The sequence below is a fragment of the Klebsiella sp. SWET4 genome (genome assembly GCF_024296565.1).
GTDB lineage: Bacteria > Pseudomonadota > Gammaproteobacteria > Enterobacterales > Enterobacteriaceae > Klebsiella > Klebsiella variicola.
Genome location: NZ_JANCOB010000004.1, coordinates 204,462 through 220,266 on the forward strand (window position 1 = coordinate 204,462; position 15,805 = coordinate 220,266).

Annotated in this window: 18 protein-coding genes; 8 read left to right on the plus strand and 10 right to left on the minus strand. The window is 58.4% G+C overall.

All coding sequences use genetic code 11. The features are described from left to right. Window positions 1-38: 38 nt before the first annotated feature. Window positions 39-755 (plus strand): two-component system response regulator DcuR, encoded by a 717-nt coding sequence (gene dcuR, locus NKJ21_RS12295; protein WP_016161392.1) that lies wholly within the window; start codon window positions 39-41, stop codon window positions 753-755. A gap of 30 nt (window positions 756-785) precedes the next feature. On the opposite strand, the gene lpxM is transcribed toward dcuR, so the two are convergent. From lpxM to znuA, 3 genes are all read right to left on the minus strand, one after another. Next, complete coding sequence (gene lpxM, locus NKJ21_RS12300) at window positions 786-1,757, minus strand: lauroyl-Kdo(2)-lipid IV(A) myristoyltransferase (RefSeq protein WP_008804253.1); 972 nt, start codon at window positions 1,755-1,757, stop codon at window positions 786-788. Window positions 1,758-1,874: 117 nt separating this feature from the next. Next, the gene (gene mepM, locus NKJ21_RS12305; protein WP_012541251.1) at window positions 1,875-3,194 is read right to left on the minus strand and encodes a murein DD-endopeptidase MepM; all 1,320 of its coding nucleotides are present in this window, start codon (window positions 3,192-3,194) and stop codon (window positions 1,875-1,877) included. Window positions 3,195-3,209: 15 nt separating this feature from the next. Next, the gene (znuA, locus tag NKJ21_RS12310) at window positions 3,210-4,154 is read right to left on the minus strand and encodes a zinc ABC transporter substrate-binding protein ZnuA (RefSeq protein ID WP_008804251.1); all 945 of its coding nucleotides are present in this window, start codon (window positions 4,152-4,154) and stop codon (window positions 3,210-3,212) included. 77 nt (window positions 4,155-4,231) lie between these two features. On the opposite strand from znuA, the gene znuC reads away from it, so the two are divergent. Together znuC and znuB are read left to right on the plus strand one after the other, a co-directional pair. After that, window positions 4,232-4,984, plus strand: coding sequence for a zinc ABC transporter ATP-binding protein ZnuC (gene znuC, locus NKJ21_RS12315; protein WP_071582981.1), 753 nt, complete (start codon window positions 4,232-4,234; stop codon window positions 4,982-4,984). Next, window positions 4,984-5,769 (plus strand): zinc ABC transporter permease subunit ZnuB, encoded by a 786-nt coding sequence (gene znuB, locus NKJ21_RS12320; RefSeq protein ID WP_008804249.1) that lies wholly within the window; start codon window positions 4,984-4,986, stop codon window positions 5,767-5,769. The genes znuC and znuB overlap by 1 nt, the downstream gene beginning before the upstream one ends. Before the next feature lie 63 nt (window positions 5,770-5,832). Here the strand turns inward: znuB and ruvB are convergent, their stop codons facing one another. From ruvB to aspS, 6 genes are all read right to left on the minus strand, one after another. Next, window positions 5,833-6,843, minus strand: coding sequence for a Holliday junction branch migration DNA helicase RuvB (gene ruvB, locus NKJ21_RS12325; RefSeq protein WP_012541250.1), 1,011 nt, complete (start codon window positions 6,841-6,843; stop codon window positions 5,833-5,835). 8 nt (window positions 6,844-6,851) lie between these two features. Next, window positions 6,852-7,463 carry a Holliday junction branch migration protein RuvA gene (gene ruvA, locus NKJ21_RS12330; RefSeq protein WP_002911454.1) on the minus strand — a complete coding sequence of 204 codons (612 nt, stop codon included), beginning with the start codon at window positions 7,461-7,463 and terminating at the stop codon, window positions 6,852-6,854. 79 nt (window positions 7,464-7,542) lie between these two features. Beyond that, window positions 7,543-8,064 (minus strand): crossover junction endodeoxyribonuclease RuvC, encoded by a 522-nt coding sequence (ruvC, locus tag NKJ21_RS12335; protein WP_008804247.1) that lies wholly within the window; start codon window positions 8,062-8,064, stop codon window positions 7,543-7,545. 34 nt (window positions 8,065-8,098) lie between these two features. Beyond that, window positions 8,099-8,839, minus strand: coding sequence for a YebC/PmpR family DNA-binding transcriptional regulator (locus tag NKJ21_RS12340; protein ID WP_002911459.1), 741 nt, complete (start codon window positions 8,837-8,839; stop codon window positions 8,099-8,101). Window positions 8,840-8,866: 27 nt separating this feature from the next. Continuing rightward, window positions 8,867-9,310, minus strand: coding sequence for a dihydroneopterin triphosphate diphosphatase (nudB, locus tag NKJ21_RS12345; RefSeq protein WP_002911477.1), 444 nt, complete (start codon window positions 9,308-9,310; stop codon window positions 8,867-8,869). Between the two features lies 1 nt (window position 9,311). Beyond that, window positions 9,312-11,099 carry an aspartate--tRNA ligase gene (aspS, locus tag NKJ21_RS12350; RefSeq protein ID WP_008804246.1) on the minus strand — a complete coding sequence of 596 codons (1,788 nt, stop codon included), beginning with the start codon at window positions 11,097-11,099 and terminating at the stop codon, window positions 9,312-9,314. A gap of 267 nt (window positions 11,100-11,366) precedes the next feature. Here aspS and NKJ21_RS12355 point away from each other — a divergent pair, with 267 nt between their 5' ends. Genes NKJ21_RS12355 through cmoB form a run of 5 tightly spaced genes read left to right on the plus strand, consistent with a single transcriptional unit; the run spans window position 11,367 to window position 14,980 of the window. Next, window positions 11,367-11,933 (plus strand): hydrolase, encoded by a 567-nt coding sequence (locus tag NKJ21_RS12355; RefSeq protein WP_110199320.1) that lies wholly within the window; start codon window positions 11,367-11,369, stop codon window positions 11,931-11,933. After that, window positions 11,930-12,748 (plus strand): DUF72 domain-containing protein, encoded by an 819-nt coding sequence (locus NKJ21_RS12360; RefSeq protein ID WP_012541247.1) that lies wholly within the window; start codon window positions 11,930-11,932, stop codon window positions 12,746-12,748. The genes NKJ21_RS12355 and NKJ21_RS12360 overlap by 4 nt, the downstream gene beginning before the upstream one ends. Before the next feature lie 52 nt (window positions 12,749-12,800). Continuing rightward, window positions 12,801-13,196 (plus strand): MAPEG family protein, encoded by a 396-nt coding sequence (locus NKJ21_RS12365; protein ID WP_008804243.1) that lies wholly within the window; start codon window positions 12,801-12,803, stop codon window positions 13,194-13,196. Between the two features lie 39 nt (window positions 13,197-13,235). Further along, window positions 13,236-13,979, plus strand: coding sequence for a carboxy-S-adenosyl-L-methionine synthase CmoA (cmoA, locus tag NKJ21_RS12370; RefSeq protein ID WP_008804242.1), 744 nt, complete (start codon window positions 13,236-13,238; stop codon window positions 13,977-13,979). Continuing rightward, window positions 13,976-14,980: a tRNA 5-methoxyuridine(34)/uridine 5-oxyacetic acid(34) synthase CmoB gene (gene cmoB, locus NKJ21_RS12375; protein WP_008804241.1), complete on the plus strand. Its 1,005-nt coding sequence runs from the start codon at window positions 13,976-13,978 to the stop codon at window positions 14,978-14,980. Before cmoA ends, cmoB begins: the two co-directional genes overlap by 4 nt. Before the next feature lie 81 nt (window positions 14,981-15,061). Here cmoB and cutC read toward each other — a convergent pair whose 3' ends face one another. Further along, entirely contained in the window at window positions 15,062-15,805 is a 744-nt protein-coding gene (gene cutC, locus NKJ21_RS12380) for a copper homeostasis protein CutC (RefSeq protein WP_008804240.1), read from the minus strand.

Here is a 15,805-nt window from a genome sequence, read left to right on the forward strand (position 1 = left end):
GAAGCCGGCTGGCTTCCCGCCACACCGGGGAACCACGCATGTTCAATGTGCTGATCGTCGATGATGATCCCATGGTAGCCGACCTGAACCGGCTGTTTATCAGCCGGGTAGCTGATTTTCACTGCTGCGGGGTGGCGGCGACGATCGGCGACGCCAAAGCGATGCTAAGCCATCTGGCGCAGGTCGATCTACTGCTGCTGGATGTCTATATGCAACAGGAGAATGGCCTGGACCTGCTGCCGGCGCTTCGCGCAGATGGGCGGAATATTGACGTCATCATGATGACGTCTGCCGCCGATACGCTCACGCTACAAACGGCGCTGCACTATGGCGTGGTGGATTACCTGATTAAACCGTTTCAGTTTTCGCGCTTTGAGGAGGCCCTGCAGGCATGGCGCAAAAAGCGTGAGGTGACGCAGGCGAAATCCTGTTATGCCCAAGCGGATATCGACACCCTGCTGCGCCGCGGGATCCCGCAACAGGAAAGCGCCCGCCGCCTGCCGAAAGGGCTGACGCCGCAAACCCTTCGCCTGGTGTGCCAGTGGATTGACGACCATCAGGCGCGCGATTTTTCGACAAACGAGCTGGCGGCGGCGCTGCAGATATCCAGGGTGTCATGCCGTAAATACCTGATTTGGCTGGAGCAGATAAACGTGCTCTTCACGACCAATCACTACGGTATCACTGGCCGCCCGGAGTATCGCTACCGGCTTGTCGTCGAGAACCTGATGTTACTGACGCAATATAGCCAGTGAGCCAGGAACGCCCACTGGCTCTCTTTTAGACTACTTCTTTGGGAACAACTCTTTGCGTTTGTAGGGCTCGATTTCACCCGGCTTGCGCGTTTTCAGCAGCTTCAGGATCCAGGTGTACTGCTCGGTGTGCGGCTTAACAAACACTTCCACTTCTTCGTTCATCCGCCGGGCGATCGTCGTATCGTCTGCGTCCAGCAGGTCGTCCATCGGCGGGCGGACCAGCACCGTCAGGCGATGCGTTTGGCCATCATAGACCGGAAACAGCGGTACGACGCGGGCGCGGCATACCTTCATTAAACGGCCAATCGCGGGCAGCGTCGCCTTGTAGGTGGCAAAGAAATCCACAAATTCACTGTGCTCAGCGCCGTGATCCTGATCGGGCAGATAGTAACCCCAGTAGCCCTGGCGCACCGACTGAATAAACGGTTTGATCCCGTCGTTGCGCGCGTGCATACGCCCGCCAAAACGACGGCGCACGGTATTCCACACGTAATCAAAGACCGGGTTACCCTGGTTGTGGAACATCGCCGCCATCTTCTGCCCACCGGAGGCCATCAGCATCGCCGGGATATCCACGCCCCAGGCATGCGGAACGAGGAAAATCACTTTCTCGTTATTACGCTGCATCTCGTCGATGATCTCTTTCCCCTGCCAGTCGACGCGGGCAAGGATTTTCTGCGGATCGCGCAGGCCCAGCTCGGCCATCATCACCATCGCCTGCGGCGCCGAGGCATACATGGCGTCGATGATCGCTTCCCGTTCGTGCTCGCTTTTTTCCGGAAAACAGTAGAGCAAATTAATCTGCGCCCGGCGCCGCGAGCTTTTCGCCAAACGCCCTACGAAGCGGCCGAGTTTTCCGAGGATCGGATCGCGAAAGGAAGGCGGCGTCAGCGCGATGCCTGCGAAGGCAAAGACGCCCAGCCACGCGCCCCAGTAGCGCGGCAGTAAAAAGGATTTCTCAAACTTAGGGATAAACTCAATATTATTTTTTTTCGTTTCCATGCCCAATCCGCAGGTCGACTGCTTAATCAAGATAATGGGATAGTGTAGCGAGACGTTAGGTAACCTACAAAAGAAAAAGCCGGCGCCCTGGGGCACCGGCTTTCCACTGACCGGTGGTTAGTCAAACCGCAGCTGCGGGACGACCTCTTTGACCTGCGCCAGGTAATCGGTACGGTCGGAACCGCTCAGCCCTTCGGTACGCGGCAGCTTAGCCGTCAGCGGGTTGACCGCCTGCTGGTTGATCCACACTTCATAGTGCAGGTGCGGCCCGGTAGAACGGCCGGTATTCCCCGACAGCGCGATACGATCGCCGCGCTTCACTTTCTGCCCCGGTTTCACCAGCAGCTTACGCAGGTGCATATAGCGGGTGGTATAGGTGCGACCGTGGCGGATAGCAACATAATACCCGGCAGCGCCGCTGCGCTTGGCCACTACCACTTCGCCATCACCCACTGCCAGCACCGGCGTCCCCTGCGGCATCGCGAAATCGACGCCACGATGCGGCGCGACGCGCCCGGTGACCGGATTCAGACGACGCGGGTTAAAGTTAGAGGAAACGCGGAACTGACGCGCCGTCGGGAAGCGCATAAAGCCTTTCGCCAGCCCCGTCCCGTTACGATCGTAGAATTTGCCGTCTTCGGCACGGATAGCATAGTAATCCTTACCGTCGGAGCGCAAACGCACGCCCAGCAGCTGACTTTGCTCGCGCTTGCCGTCGAGCATTTCGCGCGACATCAATACCGAGAACTCGTCGCCTTTTTTCAGCTTACGGAAATCCATCTGCCACTGCATGGCCTTGATCACCGCGCTGATTTCGGTACTGGTCAGGCCGGCATCGCGCGCGCTGGAGACAAAGCTGGCGCCGACGGTGCCCTTCAGCACATTGTTGACCCAGTCGCCTTTCTGCAGCTCGCTGCTCATTTTAAAACCGTTGTCCACACGGGTATAAGTGCGGGTTTCGCGGCGGGACATCTCCCAGGTCAGGCTCTGCAGATCGCCGTCCGCGGTCAGGGTCCAGGAGAGCTGCTGGCCAATCTTCAGATTACGCAGCTCTTTATCGGCGGAGGAAAGCTGGGCGATATCGCCCATATCGATACCGTACTGGTTCAGGATGCTGCTGAGCGTATCGCCAGTCGACACCACATATTCATGACCGCCGGCATCGGTATCGGCCTTCTCGTCGAGTTCATCCTGAGGAATGGCTTCTTCTTCCTGCGGGGCCTGGTCGATCGGCTCGGAGGCTTCCGGCAGCAGGGAACGGATCTCGCTTTTTTCCAGTTCAATGGTTCTGACGATGGGGGCGGATTCCGGGTGGTAAATGTAGGGTCGCCAGACGGCGACCGCTAAGGTAAGAACGCTAAGCGACCCCAACATGACGCGATGAGGTCGTGGCAGATTGTTGAATGCCTGAGTGACAGCGCGGGCTATCTGTTGCACGTATTCACTTCCTCGTTAATCTCCTTTCAGGCAGCTCGAATACTGATTCGCCAGCTGGGTCAGGAATTGCGGGTAACTCGCTTTACCCAACGTAATTCCAGTACCCAGCGGATCCAGGGTTCCCATGCGCACAGACGTGCCCCGGGCAACAGCTTCGATAACCGCTGGCCTGAACTGTGGCTCAGCAAAAACGCACGTGGCCTTCTGCTCAACCAGTTGTGTTCTGATTTCGTGTAAACGCTGCGCACCAGGCTGTATTTCAGGGTTGACGGTAAAGTGCCCCAGCGAGGTCAAACCGTAGTGTTTTTCAAAGTAACCGTAGGCGTCATGAAAAACGAAATAGCCCTTCCCTTTCAGCGGTGCCAGCTCATTGCTAACCTGCTTGTCAGTCGCCGCCAGCGCGGCCTCGAACTGCTGCAGGTTGCTGTCGAGTTTGGCTCGACTCTGCGGCATAAGTTCTAATAATTTATCGTGGATTGCAACCGCCGAAAGCCGCGCTATCTCTGGGGATAACCACAGATGCATATTGTAAATACCGTGATGGTGATCGCCGTCACTTTTTTCTGCTGCGCCGTGGTCATGACCATCATGATCGTCATCGTCATCCGCCCCGGTCATCAGCAGCGGCTTCACCCCTTCCAGCTCCGCGATGGTCACCTTTTTATTCGCCGCAATGCTTTGCGTCGACCTATCCATAAAGGCTTCCATTTCCGGCCCAATCCATACCACTAAGTCTGCGTTCTGTAAGCGTTTTACATCAGAAGGCCGCAGTGAATAGTCATGCTCTGAGGCGCCGTCTGGCAATAGCACCTGAGTATCTGTCACCCCATCGGCGATGGCGGCTGCGATAAAGCCCAGCGGTTTCATGGAAGTCACTACGGCGGCGCTGGCCAGCGGAACCTGCGCGAACAAAAAAACAGCGCCAAGTCCAGCGCAAAGAAGCGTATTTTTATGTAACATAATGCGTCTAGTCATCGAAACGAGTGAATGTGATGTGATATTATAACATTCACTAGCTTGTGCAACCCTAAATTACTATGACAAACCTTGTTACGCTGGAAAATGTGTCGGTGGCCTTTGGCCAACGCCGCGTGCTGTCTGACATTTCGCTGGCACTCACGCCAGGCAAAATATTAACCCTGCTGGGCCCGAACGGCGCCGGTAAATCGACCCTTGTGCGAGTGGTTCTGGGGCTGGTAGCACCAACAGAGGGTGTCATCAAGCGGGATGACCGCCTGCGGATTGGCTACGTGCCGCAGAAGCTGCATCTTGACGCCACGCTGCCGCTGACCGTCAGCCGCTTCCTGCGTTTGCGCCCGGGAACCCGCAAAGACGACATCCTGCCGGCACTGAAACGTGTGCAGGCCGGGCATCTGATCGACGCGCCGATGCAAAAACTCTCCGGCGGCGAAACCCAGCGCGTACTGCTGGCCCGCGCCCTGCTCAACCGCCCACAGCTGCTGGTGCTGGATGAACCGACCCAGGGTGTTGACGTCAATGGCCAGGTGGCGCTTTACGATCTTATCGACCAGCTGCGCCATGAACTGGACTGCGCAGTGCTGATGGTATCGCACGACCTGCATCTGGTGATGGCCAAAACCGACGAAGTCCTGTGCCTGAACCAGCATATCTGCTGCTCCGGCGCGCCGGAGGTGGTCTCCATGCATCCGGAGTTTATCTCCATGTTCGGCCCGCGCGGCGCGGAACAGCTGGGGATTTACCGCCACCACCATAATCACCGCCACGACCTTCAGGGGCGAATTGTACTGCGTCGGGGAAACAGCCGCTAATGATTGAACTTCTGTTACCTGGCTGGCTGGCCGGGATGATGCTGGCCTGCGCCGCCGGTCCGCTGGGCTCCTTTGTGGTCTGGCGCCGCATGTCCTATTTTGGCGATACGCTGGCGCATGCGTCGCTGCTCGGCGTCGCTTTCGGCTTATTACTTAACATCAATCCGTTTTATGCGGTGATCGCCGTGACTTTGCTGCTGGCCGGCGGGCTGGTGTGGCTGGAAAAACGCCCCCATCTGGCGATCGATACCCTGCTGGGCATCATGGCGCACAGCGCACTGTCGCTGGGGCTGGTGGTGGTCAGTCTGATGTCTAACGTCCGCGTCGATCTGATGGCGTACCTGTTCGGCGATCTGCTGGCAGTGACGCCGCAGGATTTGATTGCCATCGCCATTGGCGTAGTGATTGTGATTGGTATCCTGCTCTGGCAGTGGCGACCGCTGCTGGCGATGACCATCAGTCCGGATCTGGCGTTTGTCGATGGCGTGAAGCTGCAGCGCGTGAAGTTGCTGTTGATGCTGGTCACCGCTCTGACTATCGGCGTGGCGATGAAGTTCGTCGGCGCGCTGATCATCACTTCCCTGCTGATTATCCCGGCCGCCACCGCCCGCCGTTTTGCCCGCACGCCGGAGCAGATGGCCGCCGTGGCAGTGGGCGTGGGAATGCTGGCCGTTACCGGCGGGTTAACCTTCTCGGCCTTCTACGACACCCCGGCCGGGCCGTCGGTGGTGCTGTGCGCCGCCGTGCTGTTTATTCTCAGCATGACAAAAAAAGCCGCCAGCTGAAAATGAAAAAGCCCGGTCGCGCTGCTGACCGGGCCTCATAATGAACGACACATCCGTCGCGAACTAGGGCATTTCCGGCGGCGTGATCCCGAAATGATTCCAGGCGCGCACCGTCGCCATTCTTCCCCGTGGCGTACGCTGCAGAAAACCCTGCTGAATTAAGTAGGGCTCCAGCACATCTTCAATGGTTTCCCGCTCTTCGCCGATCGCGGCGGCGAGGTTATCCAGCCCCACCGGCCCACCAAAGAATTTATCTATCACCGCCAGCAGTAGTTTACGGTCCATATAGTCGAACCCTTCCGCATCGACATTCAGCATATCCAGCGCCTGGGCAGCAATGTCGGCAGAGATGCTGCCGTCGTGGCGCACTTCCGCGAAGTCGCGCACCCGGCGCAGCAGACGGTTGGCAATACGCGGCGTGCCGCGTGAACGACGGGCCACTTCCAGCGCGCCTTCGTCGCTCATCTCCAGCCCCATATGGCGGGCGCTGCGGCTGACGATATGCTGCAGATCGGGTATCTGATAGAACTCCAGGCGCTGCACGATGCCAAAGCGGTCGCGCAGCGGCGAGGTCAATGAACCGGCCCGGGTGGTGGCGCCAATCAGGGTAAACGGCGGCAGATCGATTTTGATGGAGCGCGCCGCCGGACCTTCGCCAATCATAATATCCAGCTGATAGTCTTCCATCGCCGGGTAAAGCACCTCTTCCACCACCGGCGAGAGGCGATGGATCTCATCGATAAACAGCACGTCGTGCGGTTCGAGGTTGGTGAGCATCGCGGCGAGATCGCCCGCTTTCTCCAGCACCGGGCCGGAGGTGGTGCGCAGATTCACCCCCATCTCATTGGCGACAATGTTCGCCAGGGTGGTTTTCCCCAACCCAGGCGGGCCAAAAATCAGCAGGTGATCGAGGGCGTCGCCGCGCAGTTTCGCCGCCTGGATAAAGATCTCCATCTGGGAGCGCACCTGCGGCTGGCCGACATACTCTGCCAGCAATTTTGGGCGGATGGCGCGGTCAACGGCCTCTTCTGCGCCGCTGCTGTCTGCCGATACCAGCCGGTCTGCTTCAATCATCCCTTACCTCACAACGCGGCGCGCAGCGCTTCGCGGATTAGCGTTTCACTGTTGGCGTCCGGACGGGCAATCTTGCTTACCATCCGGCTGGCCTCCTGCGGTTTATAGCCCAGCGCGACCAGCGCGGCAACCGCTTCCTGTTCGGCATCATCTGCCGTCGGGCCTGCCGGCGAGGTCAGCACCAGATCGGCCGCCGGAGTGAACAGGTCGCCGTGCAGCCCTTTGAAGCGGTCTTTCATCTCGACGATCAGGCGTTCTGCGGTTTTTTTGCCAATCCCCGGCAGCTTCACCAGCGAGGCGACTTCTTCCCGCTCAACGGCATTGACGAACTGCTGCGCCGACATGCCGGAGAGGATCGCCAGCGCCAGCTTTGGCCCCACACCGTTGGTTTTAATCAGCTCTTTAAACAGCGTACGTTCCTGTTTGTTGTTAAAACCATACAGCAGCTGGGCATCTTCACGCACCACAAAGTGGGTAAAGACTATCGCCTCCTGACCGGCCTCCGGCAGCTCATAGAAGCAGGTCATTGGCATATGCACTTCATAGCCGACGCCCGCCGTTTCCAGCAACACCAGCGGGGGTTGTTTTTCGAGAATGATGCCTCTGAGTCTGCCTATCACGTGGGGCTCCTGCGTTATGGTCTAAGTATCTGGCGGTATCATAAAAAAAGGCTGGATAGATATCCAGCCTGATTTGCGATTATCGTAAGCGCCCTCGCGCCAGATTGAGCCGGGTCTCGCTGACCTGAGCAACATTCTGGCTGATATGGCAATGGGTGATGGCAATCGCCAGCGCATCCGCCGCATCCGCTTGCGGATTGGCAGGCAGTTTGAGCAAGGTGCGCACCATGTGCTGAACCTGGCTCTTTTCGGCGCTGCCGATCCCGACAACGGTCTGCTTGACCTGACGGGCGGCGTATTCAAACACCGGCAGCGACTGATTGGTCGCTGCAACGATCGCCACTCCCCGCGCCTGCCCAAGCTTTAACGCCGAATCGGCGTTCTTCGCCATAAAGACCTGCTCAATGGCGAAATAGTCGGGCTGAAACTGGGTGATGATTTCCGTCACCCCGGCGTAGATCAGCTTCAGCCGCGACGGCAGATCGTCCACTTTGGTGCGGATGCATCCGCTGCCAAGGTAGCTCAACTGCCGTCCAACCTGGCGGATCACGCCATAACCGGTGACGCGCGACCCCGGGTCAATGCCGAGAATAATAGCCATCACGCGCCTCCGGTTAACCGTGGATGCGACTGCATCACAGGGTGGCCGCGACCTCGTCGGAGATCTCGCCGTTATGGTACACTTCCTGCACGTCGTCGCAGTCTTCCAGCATATCGATCAGACGCAGCAGCTTCGGCGCCGTCTCGGCATCCATATCCGCTTTGGTGGACGGGATCATCGAGACTTCGGCAGCGTCGGCTTTCAGGCCAGCGGCTTCCAGCGCGTCGCGCACGGCACCCATCTCTTCCCACGCGGTGTAGACGTCGATGGCGCCGTCGTCATAGGTCACCACGTCTTCTGCGCCAGCTTCCAGCGCCGCTTCCATAATGGTGTCTTCATCGCCTTTCTCGAAGGAGATGACGCCTTTCTTGCTGAACAGGTAGGACACGGAGCCGTCGGTACCGAGGTTACCACCGGTTTTGGTGAAAGCGTGACGCACTTCCGCAACGGTACGGTTACGGTTGTCGGACAGACATTCCACCATTACCGCGGTACCGCCAGGGCCATAGCCTTCGTAAATGATGGTTTCCATGTTCGCGTCTTCATCACCGCCGACGCCGCGCGCGATGGCGCGGTTCAGGGTGTCGCGCGTCATGTTGTTAGACAGCGCTTTATCAACGGCCGCACGCAGGCGCGGGTTGGAAGCCGGATCGCCGCCGCCCAGACGCGCCGCAGTCACCAGCTCGCGAATGATTTTCGTAAAGATTTTACCGCGTTTAGCATCCTGTGCCGCTTTGCGGTGTTTGGTGTTGGCCCATTTACTATGACCTGCCATAAAAAATTCTCCAAAAAGCGCGCCCTTTCAGGCGGCGTTAATTACAAATTCTTCAATCGCCTGCCGGTTGCTCCACGACTTGGTCAGCGCAGCGGCTTCCGTCGCGCTGACCCAGCGGTAGGCCAGATGTTCGGTGAAGGTAATCTCCCGCTCATGAGGCAGCGCAAGACAGAACCAGAATTCTGTATTGCGCTCTACACCCGGCGCATAGCGATGACGCAAATGAGAAAATATCTCGAACTCCACCGTGCGCTGACAGTCAATTAAGGTCAGTTGCTCGCAGGCAACATCAATGGCGACCTCTTCCTTTACTTCACGCGCGGCGGCCTGCAGCGCGGTCTCTCCTGCTTCCAGGCTGCCGGTCACCGACTGCCAGAACGCGGGATCGTCGCGCCGCTGTAACATCAGCACCCGTTTCGTATCTTCGGCGTAAATCACCACCAGCACCGAAACGGGCAGCTTAAATGACATATTACTTGTTCTCCAGAGACGCTTTCGCCTCTTTCTCCACAACCTGAATACCCAGTTCACCGAGCGCAGCCGGATTGGCGAAGCTTGGCGCTTCGGTCATCAGACAGGCCGCGGCGGTGGTTTTCGGGAAGGCGATAACGTCGCGGATGTTATCGGTACCGGTCAGCAGCATGGTCAGACGGTCAAGACCGAACGCCAGACCCGCGTGCGGCGGCGTACCGTATTTCAGCGCATCCAGCAGGAAGCCGAATTTTTCACGCTGCTCTTGTTCATTAATGCCCAGAATACCAAATACGGTCTGCTGCATGTCGCCACGGTGAATACGAACAGAACCGCCGCCGACTTCATAACCGTTAATGACCATATCATAGGCGTTCGCTACGGCCTCTTCCGGCGCAGCTTTCAGCTCGTTCGCGGTCATATCTTTTGGCGAAGTGAACGGATGGTGCATCGCCGTCAGGCCGCCTTCGCCGTCGTCTTCGAACATCGGGAAGTCGATCACCCACAGCGGCGCCCATTTGCTCTCGTCAGTCAGGCTCAGGTCTTTACCGAGCTTCAGACGCAGCGCGCCCAGCGCGTCCGCCACCACTTTCTTGTTGTCGGCGCCGAAGAAGATCATATCGCCGTCCTGCGCGCCGGTGCGTTCGAGGATCGCTTCCACGATCTCAGCGGTCAGGAATTTCGCCACCGGGCTGTTGATCCCGTCCATGCCTTTCGCACGCTCGGTCACTTTAATATAGGCCAGTCCCTTCGCGCCGTAGATCTTCACAAAGTTGCCGTATTCGTCAATCAGCTTGCGGGTCAGAGAGGCACCGCCCGGGACGCGCAGCGCCGCCACGCGCCCTTTCGGATCGTTGGCCGGGCCGGCAAAGACCGCGAATTCCACGGACTTCAGCAGGTCGGCGACGTCCACCAGCTCCATCGGGTTACGCAGATCCGGTTTATCGGAGCCATAACGACGTTCGGCTTCGGCGAAGGTCATGATCGGGAAATCACCCAGGTCGACGCCTTTAATTTCCAGCCACAGCTGACGCACCATTGCTTCCATGATCTCACGCACCTGCGGCGCGGTCATAAAGGAGGTTTCCACATCGATCTGGGTAAATTCAGGCTGACGGTCGGCACGCAGGTCTTCATCGCGGAAACATTTAACGATCTGATAATAGCGATCGAACCCGGACATCATCAGCAGCTGTTTGAACAGCTGCGGAGACTGCGGCAGCGCGTAGAATTTGCCTTTATGCACGCGGGAAGGCACGAGGTAATCGCGAGCGCCTTCCGGGGTGGCTTTGGTCAGCATCGGAGTTTCGATGTCGAGGAAGCCATGGTCGTCCATAAAGCGGCGCACAAAGCTGGTGATTTTCGCGCGGGTTTTCAGACGCTGCGCCATTTCCGGACGACGCAGGTCGAGGTAGCGGTATTTCAGACGCGCTTCTTCGGTGTTGACGTGATTGGAGTCCAGCGGCAGCGATTCTGAGCGGTTAATGATCGTCAGATCGGAGGCCAGCACTTCGATGGCGCCGGTGGCCATGTCCGCGTTGATGTTTTTCTCTTCACGCGCGCGGACGGTGCCAGTGACCTGAATGCAGAACTCATTACGCAGTTCAGAGGCTAATTTCAACGCATCCGCACGATCCGGGTCGAAAAACACCTGAACGATGCCTTCGCGGTCGCGCATATCGATAAAAATGAGGCTACCGAGATCGCGACGGCGGTTGACCCAACCACACAGAGTCACCTGCTGCCCAACGTGGGACTGTCGAAGCTGTCCGCAATATTCTGTACGCATGAGATATCCCTTAACTTAGCCGTCGGCGGATTGTCGTCTGCCCTGCAGGCGACGAGGTCGCAGCTTTAGCTGATGTCACAACTGAATGAAAAAAGGCGGCTATTATACTGGAAATTCTGTCGTTCGATAAGTCCGACGCACGATGTACGCTGCTTTGCTGCGCGCTTAACGTCTACACTCACATAAATTAACAATATTTGTTACCCTTTTGCTGAAGCCGCGCAGGTATTGTAGCCGCCTGACAACAGAAGAAGATACGGGGATACCATGTTAGAACTCAATGCAAAAAAAACGGCGCTGGTGGTGATCGATCTGCAGGAAGGCATTCTGCCTTTCGCCGGCGGACCACATCGGGCTGACGAGGTGGTGGCGCGCGCCGCTCGCCTGGCAGACAAGTGTCGACAACAGGGTTCACCGGTCATCATGGTCCGCGTCGGCTGGTCGCCCGATTTCGCCGAAGCGCTGAAACAGCCTGTCGACGCTCAGGCCGGGGCGCATACGCTGCCTGAAAACTGGTGGACCTACCCGGCCACGCTGGGTAAGCAGGAGAGCGATATCGAAGTGACCAAACGCCAGTGGGGCGCGTTCTATGGCACCGACCTTGAGCTTCAGCTGCGCCGCCGCGGTATCGACACCATTATTCTCTGCGGTATCTCCACCAACATCGGCGTCGAATCCACCGCCCGCAACGCCTGGGAGCTGGGTTTTAACCTGGTCATCGCCGAAGATGCCTGCAGCGCCGCCTCCGCCGAGCAGCATCAGGGCAGCATGACGCATATTTTCCCGCGCATCGGTCGGGTGCGCAGCACCGAGGAGATCCTCGCCGCGCTATGATTTATATTGGGCTTCCCCAGTGGTCGCACCCGAAATGGGTGCGCCTTGGCATCACCAGCCTTGAAGAGTACGCCCGCCACTTTAACTGCGTGGAGGGCAACACTACCCTGTATGCGCTGCCGAAGCCGGAGATAGTCACCCGCTGGTATGAACAAACCCATGATGACTTCCGCTTCTGCTTTAAATTCCCGGCCACCATCTCGCACCAGGCCGCCCTGCGTCATTGCGACGATTTAAGCAGTGAATTTTTTGCCCGCCTGGCGCCGCTGGCCTCGCGCATCGGCCAGTACTGGCTGCAGCTGCCGGCGACCTTCGGTCCTCGCGATCTCCCCGCGCTATGGCAATTTCTCGACGGGCTGCCGAAGGATTTCACCTACGGCGTCGAGGTTCGTCACCCCGAATTCTTCGCCAAAGGCGAAGCGGAACAGCAGCTCAACCGCGGGCTGCACGAGCGCAACGTTAACCGTGTGATCCTCGACAGCCGCCCGGTCCACAGCGCTGCGGCCACCAGTCCGGCGATGATCGACGCGCAGAAAAAGAAACCCAAAGTGCCGGTACATGCGGTGATGACCGCCCGGCAGCCGATGGTGCGCTTTATCGGCGGTGACGATATGGCCCACAACCGGGAACTGTTTCGCGTCTGGCTGCAGACCCTGCCGAAGTGGCATCAGTCTGGCACCCCGTGGCTGTTCCTGCATACCCCAGACATTGCTTACGCGCCGACGCTGGTCGATACGCTGTGGAGCGATCTGCGCACCGCCCTGCCGGCGGCAGGAAATGCGCCGTCGATTCCGCAGCAATCCTCCCTTTTCTGATATCCTGCTATCATAATCGGAGCCATCTGCCAGAGTTAAAGGGAGTTTTCGTATGGTCAGCGCGCTGTATGCCGTTTTAGGTGCGTTATTGTTAGTGAAGTTCTCGTTCGACGTGGTGCGGTTACGCACCCAATACCATGTAGGCTACGGTGACGGCGGCTTTAGCGAGCTACAGGTCGCCATCCGCGTTCACGGTAATGCCGTCGAATATGTGCCGATTGGCCTCATTTTGCTGTTATTTATGGAGATGAACGGCGCCCAGACCTGGATGGTGCACGTTTGCGGCATTTTATTGATTGTCGGGCGACTGATGCACTCCTGGGGTTTTCATCACCGCGTCTACCACTGGCGCCGCTCCGGCATGAGCGCCACCTGGTGCGCCTTGTTGCTGATGGTGCTGGCCAACCTCTGGTATATGCCCTGGGAGTTGGTTTTCTCCCTCCGTTAGCGCACAATACGCCGTTTTCGTTTTTTCGGGTTTAACGTTATGTCTCACCGCGATACGCTTTTTTCCGCGCCGATTGCCAGCCTCGGCGACTGGACCTTTGATGAACGGGTTGCTGAAGTCTTCCCGGATATGATCCAGCGCTCTGTGCCCGGCTATTCCAATATCATCTCGATGATCGGCATGCTGGCCGAGCGCTTCGTTCAGCCCAACACCCAGGTTTACGATCTTGGCTGTTCGCTGGGCGCCGCCACCCTCTCTGTGCGCCGCAATATTAGTCATCCGGGCTGTCGCATTATCGCCATCGACAACTCTCCCGCGATGGTAGAGCGCTGCCGTCGCCATATTGACGCCTATAAAGCGCCGACGCCGGTCGAGGTCATTGAAGGGGATATCCGCGATGTGGCCATTGAAAACGCCTCGCTGGTGATCCTGAACTTTACCATTCAGTTCCTTGAGCCGGGCGATCGCCAGGCGATCCTCAATAAAGTCTATCAGGGGCTTAATCCGGGCGGCGCGCTGGTGCTCTCGGAGAAATTCAGCTTCGAAGACGCCCACGTCGGCGAGCTGCTGTTCAATATGCATCATGATTTTAAACGCGCGAACGGCTACAGCGAGCTGGAGATCAGCCAGAAACGCAGCATGCTGGAAAATGTGATGCTGACGGACTCCGTGGAAACCCATAAAGCCCGCCTGCGTCAGGCTGGGTTTGAACATGCCGAACTGTGGTTCCAGTGCTTTAACTTTGGCTCGCTGGTGGCAGTAAAATCCGGGGAGCAGGCATGATCGACTTCAGTAATTTCTATCAGCTGATCGCCAAAAGCCCGCTATCTCACTGGCTGGAAACCTTGCCAGCTCAGGTAGCCGCCTGGCAGCGCGAGGCCCTGCACGGCAAGTTTCGCGAATGGGAGCGCGCCGTTGAGTTTCTTCCGGAATTAACGCCGTGGCGTCTGGATCTCCTGCACAGCGTCACCGCCGAGAGCGAAACGCCGCTCAGCGAAGGTCATCAGCTGCGGGTAGAAAACCTGCTTAAAAACCTGATGCCGTGGCGCAAAGGGCCTTATTCGCTGTACGGCATTAATATCGATACCGAATGGCGTTCCGACTGGAAATGGGAGCGCGTCCTGCCGCACCTGTCCGATCTTACCGGGCGGACTATCCTCGACGTGGGCTGCGGCAGCGGCTATCACATGTGGCGAATGATCGGCGCCGGCGCGCATCTGGCGGTCGGCATCGATCCCACCCAGCTGTTCCTGTGCCAGTTTGAAGCGGTGCGTAAGCTGCTCGGCAACGACCAGCGGGCGCATCTCCTGCCGCTGGGCATCGAGCAGCTGCCGGCGCTGGAGGCCTTCGACACCGTGTTCTCGATGGGCGTGCTCTACCATCGCCGCTCGCCGCTGGACCATCTGTGGCAGCTGAAAGATCAGCTGGCGCCGGGAGGCGAGCTGGTGCTGGAGACGCTGGTGGTCGAAGGGGATGAAAATACGGTGCTGGTTCCGGGCGACCGCTATGCGCAGATGCGCAACGTCTATTTTATTCCCTCGGCGGCGGCCCTGAAAATGTGGCTGGAGAAGTGTGGGTTTATCGATGTGCGCATCGTCGATGCCTGCGTCACCTCGACCGATGAGCAGCGGCGCACCGAATGGATGACCAGTGAATCGCTGGCCGATTTCCTCGACCCGCAGGATCAGCGCAAAACCGTGGAGGGGTATCCGGCTCCGCTGCGCGCGGTGATTATCGCCACCAAACCGGAAACGCAGCAGTCGCTGGCAAAAAAAGCGAGATAAAAAAAGGCCCCTGTTTAATGGGCAGGGGCCTGGTACGGGCAATCATCATATTGGGCGACATGATGTGCAGCAAAAAACCATTTAACTTCTCCAGGCGGAGATAATCCCTTTCATCTCCGCCACCGCTTCGCCATTGACGGCGTAGCGCCTGTATTCGTCCGCATCGGGATCGGCTGACATCGAAACGCCTGGATGACGAAAGCGCATCTCCGATGGCAACCACTGGCCTGCAGAGCTATGAACCTCTTTCACCCCCGCCTGCAGCAACAGCGGCAAGTTCGCGGCGCGCACTCCCGCACCGGCCATAATGATTGGAGTATCCCCTGCGGCAATAAGTTCCGTAATTAATGAAATACCTTTCTCCGCCGAGGATTGCTGACCGGAAGTCAGGATACGTTTAACCCCCAGCTCACCCAGCGTCTTCCAGGCCTGACGCGGGTCGGCACACAGATCGAACGCGCGATGAAAGGTCACCGCCAGCGGCCCGGCCGCGGCCATTATTTTTTTCATCCGCGGGATATCGACCTGGCCATCGGCATTCAGTACGCCGGTCACCACCCCGGGAAAGCCGAGCTCCCGCACCATGCAGATATCGCTAAGCATCGCGGCGAACTCCTCTTCGGTGTAGCAGAAATCGCCGCCGCGCGGGCGAACGATCGGATGCACCGGGAGGGTAATCGCCTCGCGGACCGAGACCAGCACCCCATAAGAGGGTGTTAATCCCCCTTCCTGCGGCGCGGCGCAGAGTTCAATACGATCGGCGCCGCAGCGCTCAGCCTCCCGAGCGCACGCCATGCTGTAGCAACACACTTCCAGTACCGCCAT

What these genes read in the sequence shown, in the direction of transcription:
- NKJ21_RS12360 (WP_012541247.1), top strand. Translation starts at nt 11,930, where the DNA reads ATGATTTATATTGGGCTTCCCCAGTGGTCGCACCCGAAATGGGTGCGC.
- znuB (WP_008804249.1), top strand. Translation starts at nt 4,984, where the DNA reads ATGATTGAACTTCTGTTACCTGGCTGGCTGGCCGGGATGATGCTGGCC.
- NKJ21_RS12365 (WP_008804243.1), top strand. Translation starts at nt 12,801, where the DNA reads ATGGTCAGCGCGCTGTATGCCGTTTTAGGTGCGTTATTGTTAGTGAAG.
- aspS (WP_008804246.1), bottom strand. Translation starts at nt 11,099, where the DNA reads ATGCGTACAGAATATTGCGGACAGCTTCGACAGTCCCACGTTGGGCAG.
- NKJ21_RS12355 (WP_110199320.1), top strand. Translation starts at nt 11,367, where the DNA reads ATGTTAGAACTCAATGCAAAAAAAACGGCGCTGGTGGTGATCGATCTG.
- znuA (WP_008804251.1), bottom strand. Translation starts at nt 4,154, where the DNA reads ATGTTACATAAAAATACGCTTCTTTGCGCTGGACTTGGCGCTGTTTTT.
- dcuR (WP_016161392.1), top strand. Translation starts at nt 39, where the DNA reads ATGTTCAATGTGCTGATCGTCGATGATGATCCCATGGTAGCCGACCTG.
- cmoB (WP_008804241.1), top strand. Translation starts at nt 13,976, where the DNA reads ATGATCGACTTCAGTAATTTCTATCAGCTGATCGCCAAAAGCCCGCTA.
- cutC (WP_008804240.1), bottom strand. Translation starts at nt 15,805, where the DNA reads ATGGCGGTACTGGAAGTGTGTTGCTACAGCATGGCGTGCGCTCGGGAG.
- cmoA (WP_008804242.1), top strand. Translation starts at nt 13,236, where the DNA reads ATGTCTCACCGCGATACGCTTTTTTCCGCGCCGATTGCCAGCCTCGGC.
- lpxM (WP_008804253.1), bottom strand. Translation starts at nt 1,757, where the DNA reads ATGGAAACGAAAAAAAATAATATTGAGTTTATCCCTAAGTTTGAGAAA.
- ruvB (WP_012541250.1), bottom strand. Translation starts at nt 6,843, where the DNA reads ATGATTGAAGCAGACCGGCTGGTATCGGCAGACAGCAGCGGCGCAGAA.
- ruvC (WP_008804247.1), bottom strand. Translation starts at nt 8,064, where the DNA reads ATGGCTATTATTCTCGGCATTGACCCGGGGTCGCGCGTCACCGGTTAT.
- NKJ21_RS12340 (WP_002911459.1), bottom strand. Translation starts at nt 8,839, where the DNA reads ATGGCAGGTCATAGTAAATGGGCCAACACCAAACACCGCAAAGCGGCA.
- nudB (WP_002911477.1), bottom strand. Translation starts at nt 9,310, where the DNA reads ATGTCATTTAAGCTGCCCGTTTCGGTGCTGGTGGTGATTTACGCCGAA.
- znuC (WP_071582981.1), top strand. Translation starts at nt 4,232, where the DNA reads ATGACAAACCTTGTTACGCTGGAAAATGTGTCGGTGGCCTTTGGCCAA.